This is a genomic window from Clostridium sp. FS41, from assembly GCF_000954015.1.
GTDB classification, from domain to species: domain Bacteria; phylum Bacillota; class Clostridia; order Lachnospirales; family Lachnospiraceae; genus Enterocloster; species Enterocloster citroniae.
In genome coordinates this window covers 81,239-100,455 of the sequence record NZ_JYHN01000017.1, presented here as the reverse complement: position 1 = coordinate 100,455, position 19,217 = coordinate 81,239, and the positions used below count along the sequence as shown (strand labels likewise).

Here is a 19,217-nt window from a genome sequence, read left to right as displayed (position 1 = left end):
TTCCAGAAATATAGAATTTACTCTTGCATTCTGGAATTTATAATTACATTTAAGTTCCAATTTGTAAATACCAGGAATTACCACTTGAAAAAGAACATATGTTCTTATATATTAAAAACAACAGGAGGTGAGAGCGGTGGCTGCATTGAACATACCCATACAGCTGTTTGGGGCCTGCAGTACCCTGGGGGATATGACGCCGTTGTGGTTCCGGTATGAGAATGAAGAACATGGGATCATCACAGTTAAGATTGAGGAGGTGGTATCCTCCAGGGAGGAAAAGTACTGTGGTATGGACTATATCAGCTTTATCTGCTGGGCGGCGGCTGAAGGCCAGAGAAAGCTCATTGAGCTGAGATACCGGGTATCCACCCACAAGTGGTCATTTTTCCAGACCCTGACATAGGAACCGGGAGAGTCCGAGAGTACACGAGTTTTAAACGGAGGAAAGGATGAAAACAGAAGGAGAGATAGAAGAAATATGGTATCATGTGGATGTGAACAGTGCGTTCCTCAGCTGGACTGCGGCCCACGAGATCCATATCAAAGGAAGCGGCCTGGATCTTCGTACCATTCCCTCCGCGATCGGAGGGAATGAAAAGGAGAGGCATGGGATTGTGCTGGCAAAATCAGGACCTGCTAAAAAGTACGGAGTCAGTACAGGGGAATCCCTTTATGAGGCAAGGCGCAAGTGTCCGGAGCTGGTGATCCTGCCCCCTGATTATGAACTGTATGTGGAATGTTCCAAGGCCCTGATCAGGCTTCTGAGACAGTATTCCCCTTATGTGCACCAATACAGCATTGATGAGGCATTCTGCCTTATGAAGGGAACCATGTCCCTGTGGGGGAATCCAGTGGTTTTCGCGCACCAGCTCCGGGAGGAGATCCGAAACACCCTGGGTTTTACGGTCAATATCGGGGTGTCCGACCATAAGCTGCTGGCTAAGATGGCATCGGAATTTCAAAAACCCGACAGGGTGCACACCCTGTTCCGGGAGGAGATACAGAAAAAGATGTGGCCCCTGCCCATCGGCGACTTGTTCTGGGTGGGACGGGCCACCAGACAAAAGCTGATAAGCCTGGGGATCAGGACTATTGGGGAGCTGGCTGTCTCCGACCCGGAGCTGATCATCCGGCATTTAAAAAAACACGGGGAATTTATCTGGAATTATGCCAATGGACGGGACACCTCACCTTTTCTCAAAGAACTTCCGGAAAACAAGGGGTACGGAAACTCCATGACCGTTCCCTCGGATGTGACGGATGCAGCCGCCGCCCGTCAGGTCATTCTTTCACTGACCGAGACCGTGTGCGCCAGGCTGAGGGCGGATGGGATGAAGGCGGCCTGTGTGGCCATATCCATCACTGACCGGGATTTTATCCACTGTTCCCGGCAGACCACCCTGATCTCAGCCACGGACACCACCCTTGAGATCTACCGTGCGGCCTGCCGGGTATTTGACAGCTTGTGGAACCGTTCACCCATCCGCCAGATGGGGGTGCACACCAGCCGGGTCACCCGCCACAGCGGATATCAGTACAATATGTTTGACATGGACAGCTATGAGAAATATTCCAGGCTGGACGCTGCCATTGACGAGATCAGGGAAAGATACGGGGAGGACTCCGTTATGCGGGCCGCGTTCTTAAACCAGGCTCTGCCACACATGGGGGGCGGGATCGACAAGGCAAAGAGGACCGGAATGACAAAGGCATTACGGTCCTGTGATATGTAAGGTCCCTACTCTTCAATATCCCCGTCTTTCCACCGCTGACGGTATTCCCTGGGCGTCATTCCCGTTTTTTTCTTAAAAACCTTGGTAAAATAATTGGCATCGGAAAATCCGGTTTCCTGTGCCACTTTTGAAATGGATTTTGAGGTGGTGCGGATCAGAAAGCAGGCCGCGGATACGCGGCGCTCCTGGATATAGTCCGTGATATTTTTACCTGTCACATTTTTGTAGGTGGTGCTTAAGTAAGCGGAGCTCATAAAAACATGCTGGGCAATGCCCTTTAGGGGAAGAGGAGAGCAGATGTTCTGGTTAATATAGTTTTCCACCTTTTTGATGACTTCGTGGTATTCCAGGGAAAAGACCTTTTCCTCCAGAAGACGGCTGCGGATCATTCCGGCGATCAGCTTTATCCCATCCACTGCTTCGGCTCCGATGAGAGGCTGGGAATAATATTTTTTATAAAGGGTATCCGGCTCTGTTTCACATAACAAAGCCAGCTTTCTGGCATATTCCTTTTCCAGCCCGGCCTTTTTGGTGCGAAACTGCCCAATGATCAGAAATCCCACATAGGTGTTGTCAATGTATACCGGACATGCGACCTCGATCAGACCGGCGTGGCAGTGGTACGCATATGCATTCTTCTGCCGGGCGCATTGTTCATCGGCCTGCTGGTCGCAATGGGTACAGAACGCGTTGGTCACAGGGCTGCGCTCCATCATGTAGCAGAAGGGAAGGTTTCGTTTCGAGGCTCCAAACCACTGTTTGGATTCTGTTGCATAAAAAAGCACAGGTGTTTTTAATAGTTTGGATATTGGATTTAAAATAGAAACCATTTTTGCGGTATTGATATGGACCTTACATGCCTGCACGAAAATCTCCCTCCTGAGATGCCAATATTAATTCTAATTATTGTACCACATGAAAGTGCGAAAAAATAGTAAAATTTTTTGCTCATCATAAATGGAAGAATAAAGGGGAAAATATGAAATATAACGCGGAAAAGACACTTTTCCAGTATTATAAATGGTAATTTATTTTGGGAAATTTATGTGTCTACCCACTGCGAAAAAATAAATATATAAATTTATTTCCCACATGGGACAGGAACGGGCACCTTTGACAGAAATAAATTACTATTTTTAATGTATTTATCCTCAGCCTGAATTTACGATTTGCAGATGCCGTTATAAATTGCTACAATATTGAGTGTTTTTGTTTTTAGTTTACAACAAAGGAGGATGGGATATTATGTTAAAAAGATCAATGGCAGCCCTTTTGGCCGCAGCCATGGTGATGTCTTCACTGGCCGGATGCTCCGGTTCAGGAAACAGTGCGGATCCGGCAGGCAGCGCGGATTCTGGAAAGGAGACGGCATCCCAGGCAGCGCCGGAAGGAACAGAGAGTGGATCAGATGAAGTAGTACTGACCATGTGGTATTGGAAGAACAGCATAAGGGAAGATCTGATCGCGCAGGTATCGGAGCAGTTCCCGGGAGTTACCATCAAGGCGGAGCTGTTCTCTGCCGATGATATAGAGGAGAAGATCAACACCACCATTGCAAGCGGCGGGGAACTGCCGGACCTGCTTCCAATGGATGACTGGATCGCCAATCTTCTCCAGTATCCGGATATGTTTGTGAACCTTTATGACGCCCCCTGCAATGCAAAGGAAATTGAAGACCAGTATGTGGAGTGGAAATGGAAACGTGCAGAGACTGTTGACGGAAAGCTGATCGCCCTTCCCATGGATATCGGCCCCACCTGCATGTTCTATAACGCCGGCCTGTTTGAGGAGGCAGGGCTTCCCGCGGAGCCGGCTGATGTGGCGGCCGCCATGTCCACCTGGGAGGATGCATATGCGGCAGCCGAGAAGCTGCAGGCGGCAACTCCGGATGTGAAGATGTTTGATTTCATGGGCCATCTGTTTGTGGCTGCATTGGGACAGCAGTCTCAGCACATGATCGATGAACAGGGGAATTTCATAGCCGACCAGGATCATATCAGGGAGGCGTTCATGACAGCGGTGGAAGGAAAGCCGTATGTGTACGGCGGTGACACCGAGTGGTCCTCCGAGTGGGCGGCATCCCTGAACAACGGGGACGTGGCTGCATTTGTGGGAGCCGTGTGGATGAAACCGGAGCTCCAGGACGCGGCGCCGGATACGGCAGGCCAGTGGAGAGTGACCACCGCGCCGGGAGGAGCCGGAAATGTAGGCGGTTCCTCCATTGGGATTACAAAAGATTGTAAAAATGTGGAAACAGCATACAAGGTTCTGACCTGGATGACCAACACGGAGAATCAGGTGAAATCCCTGGAACAGCTGGGTCTGTTCCCGTCCCTGATCTCGGCCCTGGATGATCCGGCCCTGATGTATGAGGAGGAGTTTTTCGGGAATCAGGTGGTAAATGAGTACTTTATTAAGGCCGCCAAGGAGATCAGCGACTATTATTATCCTCCGAATTACAGTTCCTACCAGTCCGCCTTTGAGCAGCAGCTTTTACTGGTCCAGGACCAGGATAAGGATCCTGAAGAGGCGTTGGCAGATGCGGTAAAAGAGGCAAAGGAGATTTACGATCTGGAATACATGAAATAAACTGCTGGTATGGGCCGCTTTTAAAGTGGCCCATTATTGGGTTTTGCCCCAGGTTATAAGCTGACCTGCAAACGGGCAGGCCATGGAGGAAAACAATCAATGAAAAAAAGGAAGAAACCACAGGGAGGCCCGCCCGGGGACAGGGTACGGGGATTACTCCACGACATCTATAAAAACAGGATGATATACCTGCTGATCAGCCCTTTCTTTTTGATCTATGCAATATTCTGGATCTTTCCTATTTTCTATTCTTTTTTTCTTTCATTCCACAAATGGGGAGGAGTGGGAGAGAAAAAGTTTGTAGGACTTTTTTATTTCCAGCATCTTTTACAGGACAGCACCTTCCTGCTGTCCATTAAAAATACGCTGATCATATGGGTGCTGTCCACCATTCCCATGGTCATCCTGGCTGTTGTCCTGGCCTTTTTGCTGAACGGCGCGTTTTTAAAGGGAAAGAATTTTTTCCGTACCGTATACTACCTTCCCAACATCACCTCAACGGTGGCGATCGCCATTGTATTCGCCAACATATTCGGCAATAAATATGGAATCCTGAACTTTTTGATCAGCCGCCTGGGATTTGACCCGGTGCAGTGGATGTCCCTGACCTGGGGCGTGCACGTGGCCATTGCGGCCATTGTCATATGGAGGTGGACCGGCTATAACGCCATTATCCTGCTGGCCGGACTGCAGAAGATACCCAGCTCTCTGTATGAGGCTGCCAGCCTGGACGGGGCATCCACCTTCCAGATCTTCCGGTATATCACGGTGCCGCTGCTGAATCCGGTGATCCAGTTTGTGGTGATCACCTCCACCATTGGAGGATGGCAGCTGTTTGCGGAAGCCCAGATGTTAGTGGGCACGGCGGGAGGGATCGGCAAGAGCGGTATGACCGTGGTCCTTTACCTGTACAACCAGGCATTCGGCAACCGTCAGTTTGGCTACGGTTCAGCTATTTCCTGGGCTCTGGTTGTGATCATCGGCTTCTGTTCCCTGATCAACTGGATGATTACCAGGCGGGAGGTGGATTAACATGAAAATGAATAAAGTGGTATCCGGCATTCTTTTATACGGATTCATCGGCCTGGGAGCCGTCATATCCCTGTTCCCCTTTTACTGGCTGGCGGTCATGGCCACCAACAGTTCCGCGGCATTCATGCGGTTTCCTCCGGTCATGGTCTTTGGCGGGCAGTTCATGACCAATATGACGAATCTTTTAAATTCCATCCAGTTTGGAAGGGCCATGTTCAACACATTTGTTGTGGCCGTATGCAAGACCGTGGGAGGCGTGTTTTTCTGTTCCCTGGCATCCTTTTATTTTGCAAAGTTTCAATTTCCCGGAAGGAGATTTTTATTTGCACTGTGTCTGGTGACCATGATGATACCGCCCCAGCTCAACCTGATCCCACAGCTGATCATCATGAACAAGCTGGGCTGGCTCTCCACCTTTAAGGCGCTGATCCTTCCCGGACTGATCCCGGCATTCGGCATCTTCTGGATGAACCAGTACTGTACCGGGTCCATACATGATGACCTGATCAACTCCGCCAGGATCGATGGGTGCGGCACCTTTGGCCTGTTCCTGCACGTGGGGCTGCCCATTATGATACCGGGCTGCGCGTTCTTATGTATCTATATATTCATGGACAGCTGGAACGATTACCTGTGGCCGCTGATCGTGACCAATGATTCCAGCAGAAATACTCTTCAGGTGGCCCTGGCACAGCTGCAGGGAGCTTACAACAGCACGGATTACGGTATGGTCATGTGCGGCGTGCTTCTGGCCACCCTGCCGCTGTTTATCATATTCCTGCTGTTCAGCCGGCAGTTTACGGCGGATATCACGGCGGGGGCAATTAAATCATAGCAGTTTATAAAATGTAAAGTGAGGGAAGATAGAATGCAGAAATACTGCAATTTAAACCTGGGATGGAGATTCAAAGAGGGTTTTAAGGAAGAATACATAACAGGCGGTAAGGATGAAGAAGGCCAGCTGGTCAATGTACCCCATACGGTGAAGGAGATTCCCTATGACTGTTTTGATCAGACCATGACCTGCATGATATCCACATATATCCGCAGCTTCAGCCTTCCGGGGCTGGAGGGAAAACGCGCCCTGGTTTCATTTGAGGGAGTCTCCGCCTGCTACGATCTATATATCAATGGACGCAGGGCGGGCAGCCATAAGGGGGCGTACTCCATGGCGCTGTTTGATATTACGGAGTATGTAAAACCGGGGGAGAACAGGATGGTCCTTCGGGTGGACTCCCATGAGAGAGAGGATATACCGCCCAATGGTTCCACCGTGGATTTCCTGATCTACGGCGGGATATACAGGGATGTTACCCTGTATATCCAGGAGGAAACATATCTGAAGCAGGTATTATTCCGCTACACCCTGGATCATGACCATGCGGTGATGGAACCGGAGCTTCTGATCAAAAGCCATGGCCATGAGCGGGAACTGTGGGCCGTGGCGTCCCTCCGTAAGGACGGAACCCTGGTGTGGGAAAAGCGGCAGCGGATATGGGCTGCGCCGGATACCGGAAGCATTTTACTGGAACCCGGTGATGTGGGGACGGTAAAGCTGTGGCAGCCGGATGACCCGCAGCTTTATGAGGCCAGTGTTACATTACAGGATGAGGATGGACGGCAGGTGGACGGATTCCGGGCGCGGATCGGATTTCGGACCATCCGTGTGGAGCCGGATGGATTTTACCTGAACGGAGAACGGATCAAGCTGATGGGGCTGAACCGCCACCAGTCTTATCCCTATGTGGGATATGCCATGGGAAGGCGGGCCCAGGAAAAGGATGCCTGGCTGCTGAAAAAATTCATGGGCCTTAACATGGTGCGCTGTTCCCACTATATGCAGTCCAGGTATTTCCTGGACCGGTGCGATGAATTGGGGCTTATGGTTTTTGAGGAAATTCCCGGCTGGGGCTATGTGGGTGACGAGGAATTTAAAAAGGTGGTATTCCAGGATCTGGAAAATATGGTGCTGGGACACTATAACCATCCCGGCATTGTGATATGGGGGACGCGTCTGAACGAGACAACGGATCATGACGAGCTGTACCGGGAGACCAACCGGCGCTGCAAGGCCATGGACCCTTCCAGGCCGACCACCGGGGTGCGCTGGGAAACAGGCAGCCATTTGATCGAGGATATATACAGTTATAATGATTACAGCGAGGACGACCAGGGAGAGCATATGCTGCTGAGCGCCCACCAGGCCACGGGCAGTACAAAACGGGTGCCTTATCTGGTGAGCGAGCATACGGGGGCGGTCCTTCCCACTAAGCCCTTTGACTCGGAAGAACGGCAGGAAGAGTTTGCAATCCGCCATGCAAGGGCCATGAGCAAGATCATGACTTCAGACCAATACCTGGGAGGTCTTGGGTGGTGTATGTTTGACTACAACACCCATAATGACCACAATTCCCTTAATAAGATCTGTTACCATGGGGTACTGGATATGTTCCGCGTGCCCAAGTGGGCGGCATGGCTGTATGCAAGCCAGAAATCCCCCAAGGAGGAGGCGGTCCTGGTTCCCTGTTCCATGGTGGGAAGGGGAGAGCGCTGTGAGCCGGTCCCCTTTTATGTGCTGACAAACTGCGACTATATTGAGGTAACCCTGTCCAATGATATAACAAGGACCTATTATCCCAGTGTTAAATTTCCGGGCCTTGCCCATCCTCCGGTGCTGGTGACTGAGAACGGCGAGTTCTGGCAGCACAGATGGACCGGGGCCAGGATCGTGGGCTATGTGGGAGATGAGGCAGTGGCGGAGAGACGGTACTCCGACAACCCAAGGCTGGCCAGGCTGATGGTCGAGGTGGATGACGCGGTCCTCTATAACGACCAGGTGGATGAGACCCGGGTGGTCTGCACTTTTGCGGATGAGTACGGAAACCGGCTGTATCATCATCCCCAGGTGGTCAGTGTGTCTGTGGAAGGTGACATTGAGCTGATCGGTCCGCCCCTGATCCCGTCCCTGGGAGGATGCGCGGCTTTCTGGGTCCGGACCCGTGCCGGCGGGACGCAGGGAACAGCCTGCATCCATATCCATACCCCCAGGCCGGAGATCGATGATCAGACCGTGACCATACGGCTGGAACGGGAAGATGAGAAAAGCTTTTAAAAACCCGGATTGACTTCTATGGTATTTTAATATAAAATTCATACTGTTAATAATTATAATTGGCTGGACCATGCGGTCCAGCCTGCTTGCGTGTTACACCATATGGAAAACGGCTGTTTTCCATATGTATACAGGAAGAAACAGTGAGGAGCAGATTGATGGAAGAATCCAGAACTACAATAAAAGACAAAGACATAATGCCCCCGGACATGGAGCCGGAACGCCAGCAGTACTTTATGGAACGGGCCAGATCACAGGTGGGAGAGCTTTCGGACCGTCTGGGACGGCCCCTGACCTGCTGCATCAACACCTTTGGGTGCCAGATGAATGCCAGGGATTCGGAGAAGCTTTTGGGGATCCTGGAAACCATAGGGTACAAGGCCGTGGAATCGGAGGAGGCTGATTTTGTCCTCTACAATACATGTACGGTGCGTGAAAATGCAAACCTGCGGGTCTACGGGCGTCTGGGACAGCTGGGAGCCTACAAGAAAAAACATCCCCAGATGATGATCGCCCTGTGCGGCTGCATGATGCAGGAAAAGGAAGTGGTGGACAAGATAAAGAAGAGCTACCGCTACGTGGACCTGATCTTTGGAACCCACAATATATTTAAGCTGGCAGAGCTGGTGTCCGTCTGTCTGGACAGCCGCAAAAAGGAAGATGAGAGCCGGAGGGGAGGCTCCGGCAAAGCCCACAAGCACCAAATGGTTGTGGATGTGTGGGAGGACACGGACCAGATCGTGGAGGATCTGCCGGTGGAGCGAAAATATCCTTTTAAATCCGGCGTCAATATCATGTTTGGCTGCAATAATTTCTGCAGCTACTGCATTGTTCCCTATGTTCGGGGGCGGGAACGCAGCAGGAAGCCGGAGGAGATCGTAAAGGAGATCAGTAAAATGGCTTCCGAGGGCGTGGTGGAAGTCATGCTTTTGGGACAGAATGTAAACTCCTACGGCAAGAATCTGGACACGCCCATGACATTTGCACAGCTTTTAAGGGAAGTGGAGCAGATCGAGGGCATCCGCAGGATCCGATTCATGACCTCCCATCCCAAGGACCTGTCAGAGGAGCTGATCCAGGTCATGGCGCAGTCGGATAAGATCTGCCGCCATCTGCACCTGCCTTTGCAGTCGGGAAGCAGCAGGATCCTTAAGAAAATGAACCGTGTCTACACAAAGGAGCAGTTTGTTGAACTGGCCGGCCGGATCAAGAAAGCGGTTCCGGGCATTTCCCTGACAACAGATATCATAGTGGGGTTCCCGGGAGAGACGGAGGAGGATTTCCAGGAAACCCTGGATGTGGTGCGCCGGGTGGAGTTTGACAGCGCATTTACCTTTATCTACTCCAAACGGACCGGAACCCCGGCAGCGTCCATGGAGGATCAGATCCCCCATGAGGAGATTAAAGACCGCTTTGACCGCCTGCTTAAGGAGGTGCAGGATATTTCCGCCAGGATGTGCAGCAGGGACGTCCATACCGTGCAGGAGGTGCTGGTGGAGGAGGTCGATGACCACTCCCCGGATCTGGTCACAGGACGGCTGTCCAACAACACGGTGGTGCATTTCCCCGGGGACTCGTCCCTCATAGGACAGCTGGTACCCGTATATCTGGAAGAGAGCAAAGGATTTTATTACATGGGAAAAAGAATGTAGGTGATACACCGTCAACCTGCATCCAACGATACGAGAGAAGAGAGGACATAATTTTGGTACAGTCACAATTATCACCCATGATGCAGCATTACGTAGAGACTAAAAAAGAATATCCGGACTGCATCCTGTTTTACCGTCTGGGGGATTTCTATGAGATGTTTTTCGAGGACGCCCTGACGGTTTCAAAGGAGCTGGAGATCACCCTGACCGGAAAAGACTGCGGCCTTGATGAGCGCGCTCCCATGTGCGGCGTGCCCTATCATGCAGTGGAGTCTTACCTGTACCGTCTGGTCCAGAAGGGATATAAGGTGGCCATAGCGGAACAGGTGGAGGATCCCAAGCTTGCAAAGGGGCTTGTGAAGCGGGAAGTGATCCGCGTGGTTACCCCCGGGACCATCACCAGTGTGCAGGCCCTGGATGAGACTAAGAACAACTATCTCATGGGAATCGTCTGCATGGACGGCATTTACGGCATTTCCACTGCGGACATCACCACCGGGGACTTTATGGTAACCGAAGTGGATTCGGACCGGGAGCTGTTTGATGAGATCAACAAGTTTTCCCCTTCCGAGATCATCTGTAACAATGCTTTTTATATGTCCGGCGTGGATCTGGAAGAGCTTAAGAACCGCTATCATGTGGTCATATCAGCGTTGGACAGCCGATTCTTCGGTGATGAGTCCTGCCGCAGGGTGCTGCGGGAGCATTTCCGTGTGGGTCATTTAAGCGGTCTGGGACTCACCGATTACGGTACGGGGATCATTGCGGCAGGGGCAGTGATGCAGTATATGTATGAAACCCAGAAAAATACCCTGGAACACATTACCACCATCACCCCCTATTCCACAGGGCAGTTTATGGTCATTGACACCTCTACCAGGAGAAACCTGGAGCTGGTGGAGACCATGCGGGAAAAGCAGAAGCGGGGAACCCTGCTCTGGGTCCTGGACAAGACCAAGACAGCCATGGGGGCGCGCCTTCTGAGAAGTTACATTGAACAGCCCCTGATCCATAAGGACGAGATCATGAAACGGCAGGAAGCAGTGGAAGAGCTGAATATGAATTATATTTCCCGGGAGGAGATCTGCGAGTACCTCAATCCCATCTATGATCTGGAACGCCTGATCGGGCGTATCAGTTATAAGACGGCCAACCCAAGGGATCTGATTGCATTTAAAAGTTCCCTGGAAATGCTTCCACACATCAAGCGGATCCTGGGAGAGTTTACCGGAGAACTGTTAAGAAGCCTGGCAGAGGAACTGGACAGCCTCCAGGATATTTATGAGCTGATCGGGGAGGCGATCCTGGAGGATCCGCCTGTAACGGTCCGCGAGGGCGGCATCATCAAGGACGGCTATAACGAGGAGGCGGACAAGCTGCGCCAGGCCAAGACAGAGGGCAAGAACTGGCTGGCAGAGCTGGAGTCAAAGGAAAAGGAAAAAACAGGGATCAAGACCCTGAAGGTAAAATTCAACAAGGTGTTCGGCTACTATTTTGAGGTTACCAATTCCTTTAAGGACCAGGTGCCGGATTACTTTGTGCGCAAGCAGACACTGACCAATGCGGAGCGTTTTACCACAGATGAGCTAAAGCATCTGGAGGACATTATCATGGGAGCCGAGGACAAGCTGGTCTCCCTGGAATATGACCTGTTCTGTCAGGTGAGGGACAGCATTGCGGCCCAGGTGATCCGCATCCAGAAGACGGCAAAGGCCATTGCGGGAGTGGATGTGTTCTGCTCCCTGTCCGTGGTGAGCACGCGCCGGAATTATGTAAAGCCCATGATCAACGAGAAGGGCGTGATCCAGATCAAAAACGGCCGCCATCCCGTGGTGGAGCAGATGATGCGGGATGACCTGTTTGTGGCCAACGATACCTTCCTGGACAATGGCAAGAACCGTCTGTCCGTCATCACAGGCCCCAACATGGCGGGTAAATCCACCTATATGCGCCAGGTGGCCCTGATCGTGCTCATGGCCCAGCTGGGCAGCTTTGTGCCTGCCCAGGAGGCGGACATCGGAATCTGCGACAGGATCTTTACCAGGGTGGGCGCCTCCGATGACCTGGCCAGCGGGCAAAGCACCTTTATGGTGGAAATGACCGAGGTGGCCAATATCCTGCGCAATGCCACAAGGAACAGCCTGCTGGTCCTGGACGAGATCGGAAGGGGAACCAGCACCTTTGACGGCCTGTCCATTGCGTGGGCTGTGATCGAACACATCAGCAGTACAAAGCTTCTGGGAGCCAAGACACTGTTCGCAACCCATTACCATGAGCTTACGGAGCTGGAGGGCACCATTGCGGGGGTGAAAAACTACTGTATTGCGGTGAAGGAGCAGGGGGATGATATCGTGTTCCTGCGAAAGATCGTCCGGGGCGGGGCTGATAAAAGCTACGGCATCCAGGTGGCCAAACTGGCAGGTGTACCTGATTCAGTCATTGCCAGGGCCAAGGAGATCGCAGAGGAACTCAGCGATGCCGACATCACGGCCAGGGCCAAGGAGATCGCGGAGATCAGCTCCAACATTACCCAGCACAAGGCGGTTCCCAAGCCAGACGAGGTGGATATGCAGCAGCTCACCTTCTTTGATACGGTAAAGGATGACGACATTGTCAGGGAGCTGGACTGCCTGGAACTGTCCACCATGACGCCCATTGATGCCCTGAACACCTTGTACCGGCTCCAGACGAAACTGAAGAACCGGTGGAAAGATAACTAAATAAAAGGATAATAGGAGAAAAGATGAATTTCCATATATTGACATTGTTTCCGGATATGGTCATGGACGGGCTTGGAACCAGCATTACGGGCCGGGCCATGGACAGCGGGGCCATATCGGTGGAGGCCATTGATATCAGGGCCTATTCCAGGGATAAACACAGGCATGTGGATGATGCGCCTTACGGAGGCGGGGCCGGTATGGTGATGCAGCCCGGGCCTGTGTGCGAGGCATATGAAGACCTTTGCGCGCGGACCGGTAAAAAACCCAGGGTCCTCTACATGACGCCCCAGGGCAGGGTATTCAACCAGTCCATTGCCGAGGAACTGGCAAAGGAGGAGGACCTGGTGTTCCTGTGCGGTCACTATGAGGGCATTGACGAGAGGGCGCTGGAGCTGATCGTCACGGATCATCTCTCTGTGGGGGACTTTGTGCTCACGGGCGGAGAACTTCCTGCCATGGTAATGATAGACTGCATCTCCAGGCTGGTGCCGGGCGTGCTGAACAATGAGGTGTCAGCAGAGGAGGAGTCCTTTCACGACAATCTGCTGGAATATCCGCAGTACACCAGGCCGGAGGTGTTCCGGGGCATGGCTGTTCCCGAAGTGCTCTTAAGCGGACATCACAAGAATATTGAAGAGTGGCGCAGGCAGCAGTCCATCAAACGCACCCTGGAGCGCCGCCCGGACCTGCTTGCCGGAGCCAGACTGACCCTAAAGGAGCACAAATATCTGGATTCCCTGGGGCAGGGAGAGGGCGGCATCGGGCAGCTGGAGGAGATCCTGGAAAGCTATGCGGAGTCCGCGGGAAGCGGGGAAGCAGCTCCCCGGATCAAACGCCGGGCCATGGCGGCGGCAAAGAAGCTGCTGGCTTCCGGGGAATGCACCCTGGAGGATGTGAAAAGCTTTTATAAAGTGTGTAGTTTAAAGATCAAATGGCTGAAACACAAATGATATCCGGTTATAAAATCCAGTACAACGCAAGCACGGCGTTGACAGAATCCTCAGAATATTGTACAATTTCATGAAAATACGCAAACGAAACAGGAGTTGATAATTTTGGACCTATCTGGTGACACGATCGCCATACGCTTAATTGTTATCATTATTTTACTGGGGCTCTCCGCCTTTTTCTCATCTTCGGAGACAGCCCTGACCACGGTTAATAAGATCCGCATCAGGAACCTGGCAGAGTCGGGCAATCAATCTGCCGTGTGGGTCATGAAGCTGGGGGAAGATCAGGGCAAGATGCTCAGTGCCATACTGATCGGCAACAACGTGGTCAACCTTTCCGCATCCTCCATGCTGACCGTACTGGCCACGGAGGTGTTCGGAAGCAGGGCGGCCGGTGCGGCCACAGGAATCCTGACCCTTTTGATCCTGATCTTTGGTGAGATCACCCCCAAGACCATCGCCACCCTGGAGGCGGAGAAGAATGCCCTCAGGTTCGGTCATGTGATCTATATCCTGATGGTCCTTCTCACACCGGTGATCGCAGCGGTGAACTGGATGTCCTTTGGCGTACTGAAGCTCCTCAACGTGGATCCCAACAAGCGGGGAGATGACATGACGGAGGACGAGCTGCGCACCATAGTGGAGGTGGGCCATGAAAAGGGCGTCATTGAGTCGGAAGAAAAAGAAATGATAAACAATGTGTTTGATCTGGGCGATTCTGTGGCCAAGGATATTATGGTTCCCAGGATTGATATGACGTTCATCAATGTGAATGCAGGCTTTGACGAACTGCTGGAGGTGTTCCGCCAGGAGCGCTACACCCGCCTGCCCGTATACGAGGAGACCACGGACAACGTGGTGGGCATTATCAATATCAAGGACATGCTGCTGATCGAGGACAGGAAGCATTTTTCCATAGGCGACCATCTGCGGCAGCCTCTTTATACCTTTGAATCCAAAAAATTGTCCGAACTCATGGTGGAGATGAGGGGAACCTCCAACAACATTGTCATTGTCCTGGATGAGTACGGCGCAACGGCCGGCCTGATCACCCTGGAGGATATTCTGGAGGAGATCGTAGGGGACATCAGGGATGAGTATGATGAGGATGAGGAGGACGAGCTGGTTGCCCTGGGGGAGGACCAGTATCTGGTGGAAGGAGCCATGAAGCTGGATGACCTAAACCACAAGCTGGGATTGGAGCTGGCCTCTGAGGATTATGATTCCGTGGGAGGTCTGATCATTGACAAGCTGGAGCACCTTCCCGCCCAGGGAGAGGAAGTGGAGTGTGACGGAGTGCGCCTGGTGGTGGAGCAGGTGGATAAAAACCGCATTGACAAAATTCATCTTTACCTCCATTCCCACAGCGAAAAAGAAGAAGATTGATCGATAAAAAGCTTGCATTTTGGGACAATATATGATAGAATCAGATGTTGTGACAAGAAATAGATGGTCCTCTGTTACTGAAAGGCAGTGAATTTGATTTACCGCACATGGTATTAAGAACATCCAATAGATGAAGGAGGTTCACACGATGAACGACATTATTAAGAACATTGAAGCAGCTCAGCTGAAAGAAACCGTACCCGCATTCTGCGTTGGCGATACCGTAAAGGTATACAACAAGATCAAAGAGGGTAACCGCGAGAGAATCCAGATTTTCGAGGGAACTGTTATTAAAAGACAGAACGGCGGAGCAAGAGAGACATTTACCGTAAGGAAGAATTCCAATGGTATCGGCGTTGAGAAAACCTGGCCATTACATTCTCCCAGCGTTGACAACGTAGAAGTTGTTCGTAAGGGTAAAGTAAGACGTGCTAAGCTGAACTACTTAAGAGACAGGGTTGGTAAGGCTGCCAAGGTTAAAGAATCAGTTAAATAATCAGGTAGTTGAAACGGGAACAAGGGACAATGAAAATTGTCCCTTTCTTATTCTTTTGCAGCGCTGGCAACAGTGGGAGAAATGGGTGTGGTCCATGGAGTTTTATGTAAATGAAGATACGGCCTGGCTGCGCCGGATTGTGCACTGGGTTGTAAATGTGGTGATCGTGCTGGCCCTTGCCTGGTTTCTGGTATATGGCTTTTGTGCCCAGGTCCTTGTGTCGGGCAATTCCATGCAGCCGGTGCTGGCAGCCGATGACGTGGTGCTGGTAAACCGCCTTGCCTATGACGTGGGAAAGCCGGAACGGTTTGATATCGTGGTCTTTGAACGTGAGGACCGGAAAAAGAATGTAAAGCGGGTCATCGGGCTTCCGGGGGAGACCGTGCAGATCAAGGGCGGCTATGTATTTATTGACGGTGAGCTGCTGGAGGCCCCGGACGGACTGGAGCAGGTCTCCCTGGCCGGCCGTGCCGACACGCCGATCCAGCTGGAGGAGGACGAATACTTCCTGTTGGGCGATAACCGGGACAGCAGTGAGGACAGCCGCTTTTCCAACATTGGAAATGTAAAAAGAGAGCAGATACAGGGTAAGGTCTGGTTCCGCATCTATCCCTTACTCAAACTGGATCTGATCCGTTCAAAATAGAAGCTATAACCAAAAGCAGGAGACATATAGGAACAGGAAGCATATAAGAACAGGAGTTAACAAGGTATGAATATACAATGGTATCCCGGTCATATGACCAAGGCCAAACGGGCCATGAAAGAGGATATAAAGCTGATTGACCTGGTGATCGAACTGGTGGATGCCAGAGTGCCCCTTTCCAGCCGTAATCCGGACATTGACAGTCTGGCGGCAGGCAAGGCAAGGATGGTGCTTCTCAACAAATCAGACCTGGCGGATGAGCGCCTGAACGCCCAGTGGGCAGCCTGGTTTGAGGCAAAGGGTATTCATGTGGTAAAGATCGATGCCAGGAATAAGGGAACCTTAAAGCAGGTGCAGGGCGTGGTGCAGCAGGCATGCAGGGACAAGATCGAGCGCGACAGGAAGCGGGGCATCTTAAACCGCCCCATCCGTACCATGGTGGTGGGGATCCCCAATGTGGGCAAATCCACATTCATCAATTCCTTTGCAGGCAAGGCATGTGCCAAAACAGGCAACAAGCCAGGTGTGACAAAGGGAAATCAGTGGATCCGCCTGAACAAGACCCTGGAGCTTTTGGACACCCCGGGTATCCTCTGGCCTAGATTTGATGACCAGAGCGTGGGGCTTAAGCTGGCTCTCATCGGCTCCATCAATGACCAGATCCTTAACAAGGATGAACTGGCCGGACAGTGTATCCGCATATTGAAGGAGCAGTATCCCGGAACCCTTTTAAACCGGTTTGACCTGGAGACAGAGGATAAGGAGCCGGCCGCCATCCTGGAGGACATTGCAAGAGCGCGCTCATGCCTGATGAAGGGCGGGGAGCTGGATGTGGCAAGGGCATCAGCCCTTTTACTGGATGATTTCCGGGCAGGGAAACTGGGGCGTGTAACCCTGGAACAGCCCGGGGAATAAGGAGAGGATAACTGTGGCTGCAAGAGTACTAAAGGGAGAGAGACTGGAGAAGGAACTGGCCAGGCTGGAAGCCATGACCCAGTATGAAAAAGAATATGAAGCTTATGCCTATGTATGCGGCATTGACGAGGCGGGAAGAGGGCCGCTGGCAGGTCCGGTGGCGGCAGGCGCGGTGATCCTCCCAAAGGACTGCCGGATCCTGTACCTGAACGATTCCAAAAAGCTTTCTGAAAAGCGGAGGGAGGAGTTGTTTGAGGAGATCAAGGAAAAGGCGGCAGCCTGGAGCGTGGGGATTGTGTCCCCTGCCAGGATCGATGAGATCAATATCCTACAGGCCACCTATGAAGCCATGAGGGATGCTGTGGGCCGGCTTGGCGTAACACCGGATGTGCTTCTCAATGACGCGGTCACCATACCGGGCCTTCCTATGAAGCAGGTGCCCATCATAAAAGGGGATGCAAAAAGTCTTTCCATCGCAGCTGCCAGCGTCCTGGCCAAGGTTACAAGGGACCATATGATGGCGGAATACGAGGAAATGTTCCCGGGCTACGGGTTTGCAAAGCACAAGGGCTACGGGACCGCGGCCCATATCCAGGCGATCAGGGAACTGGGACCATGTCCCATTCACAGAAGATCATTTATCAGGAATTTTGTGGAGCAGGAAGATGAATAAACGGGAAGTAGGCAGCTGCTATGAAGAACTGGCAGCTGTTTATTTACAGAAAAAAGGATACCGCGTCCTGGAGCGGAATTACCGCTGCAGACAGGGGGAGGTGGACCTGATCTGTACCCAGGGCCCCTGCCTGGTATTCGTGGAAGTCAAGTACCGGACAGACGGCCGCATGGGCGGCCCTCTTGAGGCAGTGGATAAGAGAAAGCAGAGGCGTATCCGCCAGGCTGCCGCCCATTATATGTACAGCCACGGTTTTGCTGAGGATTGTGCCTGCCGATTTGATGTGGTGGGGATCCTGGGAGAACGGGTCGAGCTGGTCCAGGATGCATTTTAGATATGCTTTGTAAGGAGATAATCGATGGCGATCAAATGGAACTATAAAAACAGCAATGATATATTTATTACCTGTGAGCAGGGCGGTGTGCCCTTTCTTTCTTTTAAGGCATTGGAACACACCAAAATGGTCATGAATGGGTTCTCCACCCGTCTGGGGGGGGGGGGCCAGCAAAGGAAAATTTGCCACCATGAATTTTTCCTACAGCAGAAAGGACGATCCCTCCCATGTCCTGGAGAATTTCACAAGAATGGCCGATGCCCTGGAGGTGGAGCGGGACAGGATGGTTGTCTCTTATCAGACACATACCGTAAATGTGCGCAGGGTGACGGAGGAAGACGAGGGGAAAGGCGTTATACGGGAACGGGACTACAGGGATGTGGACGGCCTGATCACCAATATACCGGGCATCACCCTGGTGACCTTTTACGCGGATTGTGTGCCTTTATATCTGGTGGACACAAGAAACCGCGCCATTGGCCTCAGCCACTCCGGGTGGAGGGGCACTGTAAAGAGGATGGGCCGGGTCACCATTGACGCCATGAAGGAGGCATACGGAACAAGGGCTGAAGATCTGGTGGTCTGCATTGGCCCCAGCATCTGCCGGGAATGCTTTGAAGTAGGTGAGGAGGTGGCGGAGGAGTTTAAGGCTGCCTTTGACAAAACACATTGGCAGGATCTCTTTTGCTTCAACGGAAAACCGGGCAAATACCAGATGGATCTGTGGAAGGCCAATGAGATCATTTTCAGGGAAGCCGGTGTTCCAAAGGAACAAATACATACCACCAATATCTGCACCATGTGCAACAGCGACTATCTGTTTTCCCACCGCAGGGTGGGAGAGGAGCGGGGGAACCTGGCCGCCTTTTTGTGCCTCCGGTGATCCGTTGAGGGCCATTGTGTGCGGGCTGCCGTTCAGGAGCGGCCATACCGGGCCGGTCCCCGCGGACCGTTTTTTATACCATAGGGAATT

At 52.1% G+C, this 19,217-nt stretch carries 15 protein-coding genes and 2 pseudogenes; 16 read left to right on the top strand and 1 reads right to left on the bottom strand.

The window, feature by feature from the left end:
- The first annotated feature begins 136 nt into the window (after positions 1-136).
- Together CLFS41_RS02505 and CLFS41_RS02500 are read left to right on the top strand one after the other, a co-directional pair.
- Entirely contained in the window at positions 137-406 is a 270-nt protein-coding gene (locus CLFS41_RS02505) for a hypothetical protein (protein ID WP_007864179.1), read from the top strand.
- Positions 407-452: 46 nt separating this feature from the next.
- Positions 453-1,736: a DNA polymerase IV gene (locus CLFS41_RS02500; RefSeq protein ID WP_007864182.1), complete on the top strand. Its 1,284-nt coding sequence runs from the start codon at positions 453-455 to the stop codon at positions 1,734-1,736.
- A 5-nt stretch (positions 1,737-1,741) separates the two neighbouring features.
- Here CLFS41_RS02500 and CLFS41_RS02495 read toward each other — a convergent pair whose 3' ends face one another.
- Positions 1,742-2,602 (bottom strand): PocR ligand-binding domain-containing protein, encoded by an 861-nt coding sequence (locus CLFS41_RS02495; protein WP_007864183.1) that lies wholly within the window; start codon positions 2,600-2,602, stop codon positions 1,742-1,744.
- A gap of 379 nt (positions 2,603-2,981) precedes the next feature.
- Between CLFS41_RS02495 and CLFS41_RS02490 the strand changes: the two genes are divergently transcribed.
- The 14 genes and pseudogenes from CLFS41_RS02490 to pgeF all read left to right on the top strand — a co-directional run bounded on the left by CLFS41_RS02490 (position 2,982) and on the right by pgeF (position 19,127).
- Positions 2,982-4,325 (top strand): extracellular solute-binding protein, encoded by a 1,344-nt coding sequence (locus CLFS41_RS02490; RefSeq protein ID WP_045091346.1) that lies wholly within the window; start codon positions 2,982-2,984, stop codon positions 4,323-4,325.
- Positions 4,326-4,424: 99 nt separating this feature from the next.
- A complete protein-coding gene (locus tag CLFS41_RS02485) occupies positions 4,425-5,357 on the top strand; it encodes a sugar ABC transporter permease (protein WP_007864187.1) in 933 nt (310 codons plus the stop codon).
- A gap of 1 nt (position 5,358) precedes the next feature.
- Complete coding sequence (locus CLFS41_RS02480) at positions 5,359-6,192, top strand: carbohydrate ABC transporter permease (protein ID WP_007864189.1); 834 nt, start codon at positions 5,359-5,361, stop codon at positions 6,190-6,192.
- A 33-nt stretch (positions 6,193-6,225) separates the two neighbouring features.
- Positions 6,226-8,469: a glycoside hydrolase family 2 TIM barrel-domain containing protein gene (locus tag CLFS41_RS02475; RefSeq protein WP_045091345.1), complete on the top strand. Its 2,244-nt coding sequence runs from the start codon at positions 6,226-6,228 to the stop codon at positions 8,467-8,469.
- Positions 8,470-8,627: 158 nt separating this feature from the next.
- Positions 8,628-10,121 carry a tRNA (N6-isopentenyl adenosine(37)-C2)-methylthiotransferase MiaB gene (gene miaB / locus CLFS41_RS02470; protein WP_045091344.1) on the top strand — a complete coding sequence of 498 codons (1,494 nt, stop codon included), beginning with the start codon at positions 8,628-8,630 and terminating at the stop codon, positions 10,119-10,121.
- Positions 10,122-10,198: 77 nt separating this feature from the next.
- A complete protein-coding gene (gene mutS, locus CLFS41_RS02465) occupies positions 10,199-12,841 on the top strand; it encodes a DNA mismatch repair protein MutS (protein ID WP_045091343.1) in 2,643 nt (880 codons plus the stop codon).
- A gap of 23 nt (positions 12,842-12,864) precedes the next feature.
- A pseudogene (trmD, locus tag CLFS41_RS02460) lies at positions 12,865-13,584 on the top strand (tRNA (guanosine(37)-N1)-methyltransferase TrmD); the annotation flags it as partial.
- Positions 13,585-13,890: 306 nt separating this feature from the next.
- Positions 13,891-15,180 carry a hemolysin family protein gene (locus CLFS41_RS02455; protein WP_347467357.1) on the top strand — a complete coding sequence of 430 codons (1,290 nt, stop codon included), beginning with the start codon at positions 13,891-13,893 and terminating at the stop codon, positions 15,178-15,180.
- Positions 15,181-15,328: 148 nt separating this feature from the next.
- Positions 15,329-15,676 carry a 50S ribosomal protein L19 gene (gene rplS / locus CLFS41_RS02450; RefSeq protein ID WP_007864195.1) on the top strand — a complete coding sequence of 116 codons (348 nt, stop codon included), beginning with the start codon at positions 15,329-15,331 and terminating at the stop codon, positions 15,674-15,676.
- 94 nt (positions 15,677-15,770) lie between these two features.
- On the top strand, positions 15,771-16,322 hold the full coding sequence (gene lepB, locus CLFS41_RS02445; RefSeq protein WP_040416738.1) for a signal peptidase I: 552 nt from the start codon (positions 15,771-15,773) through the stop codon (positions 16,320-16,322).
- A 66-nt stretch (positions 16,323-16,388) separates the two neighbouring features.
- Positions 16,389-17,237 (top strand): ribosome biogenesis GTPase YlqF, encoded by an 849-nt coding sequence (gene ylqF / locus CLFS41_RS02440; protein ID WP_007864197.1) that lies wholly within the window; start codon positions 16,389-16,391, stop codon positions 17,235-17,237.
- A gap of 13 nt (positions 17,238-17,250) precedes the next feature.
- Positions 17,251-17,910, top strand: coding sequence for a ribonuclease HII (locus tag CLFS41_RS02435; protein WP_045091341.1), 660 nt, complete (start codon positions 17,251-17,253; stop codon positions 17,908-17,910).
- A complete protein-coding gene (locus tag CLFS41_RS02430) occupies positions 17,903-18,244 on the top strand; it encodes a YraN family protein (RefSeq protein ID WP_007864213.1) in 342 nt (113 codons plus the stop codon). Before CLFS41_RS02435 ends, CLFS41_RS02430 begins: the two co-directional genes overlap by 8 nt.
- Positions 18,245-18,268: 24 nt before the next feature.
- A pseudogene (pgeF, locus tag CLFS41_RS02425) lies at positions 18,269-19,127 on the top strand (peptidoglycan editing factor PgeF).
- Positions 19,128-19,217: the final 90 nt, after the last annotated feature.

What these genes read in the sequence shown, in the direction of transcription:
- CLFS41_RS02500 (WP_007864182.1), top strand. Translation starts at nt 453, where the DNA reads ATGAAAACAGAAGGAGAGATAGAAGAAATATGGTATCATGTGGATGTG.
- CLFS41_RS02490 (WP_045091346.1), top strand. Translation starts at nt 2,982, where the DNA reads ATGTTAAAAAGATCAATGGCAGCCCTTTTGGCCGCAGCCATGGTGATG.
- CLFS41_RS02485 (WP_007864187.1), top strand. Translation starts at nt 4,425, where the DNA reads ATGAAAAAAAGGAAGAAACCACAGGGAGGCCCGCCCGGGGACAGGGTA.
- CLFS41_RS02480 (WP_007864189.1), top strand. Translation starts at nt 5,359, where the DNA reads ATGAAAATGAATAAAGTGGTATCCGGCATTCTTTTATACGGATTCATC.
- CLFS41_RS02475 (WP_045091345.1), top strand. Translation starts at nt 6,226, where the DNA reads ATGCAGAAATACTGCAATTTAAACCTGGGATGGAGATTCAAAGAGGGT.
- miaB (WP_045091344.1), top strand. Translation starts at nt 8,628, where the DNA reads ATGGAAGAATCCAGAACTACAATAAAAGACAAAGACATAATGCCCCCG.
- mutS (WP_045091343.1), top strand. Translation starts at nt 10,199, where the DNA reads ATGATGCAGCATTACGTAGAGACTAAAAAAGAATATCCGGACTGCATC.
- rplS (WP_007864195.1), top strand. Translation starts at nt 15,329, where the DNA reads ATGAACGACATTATTAAGAACATTGAAGCAGCTCAGCTGAAAGAAACC.
- lepB (WP_040416738.1), top strand. Translation starts at nt 15,771, where the DNA reads ATGGAGTTTTATGTAAATGAAGATACGGCCTGGCTGCGCCGGATTGTG.
- ylqF (WP_007864197.1), top strand. Translation starts at nt 16,389, where the DNA reads ATGAATATACAATGGTATCCCGGTCATATGACCAAGGCCAAACGGGCC.
- CLFS41_RS02430 (WP_007864213.1), top strand. Translation starts at nt 17,903, where the DNA reads ATGAATAAACGGGAAGTAGGCAGCTGCTATGAAGAACTGGCAGCTGTT.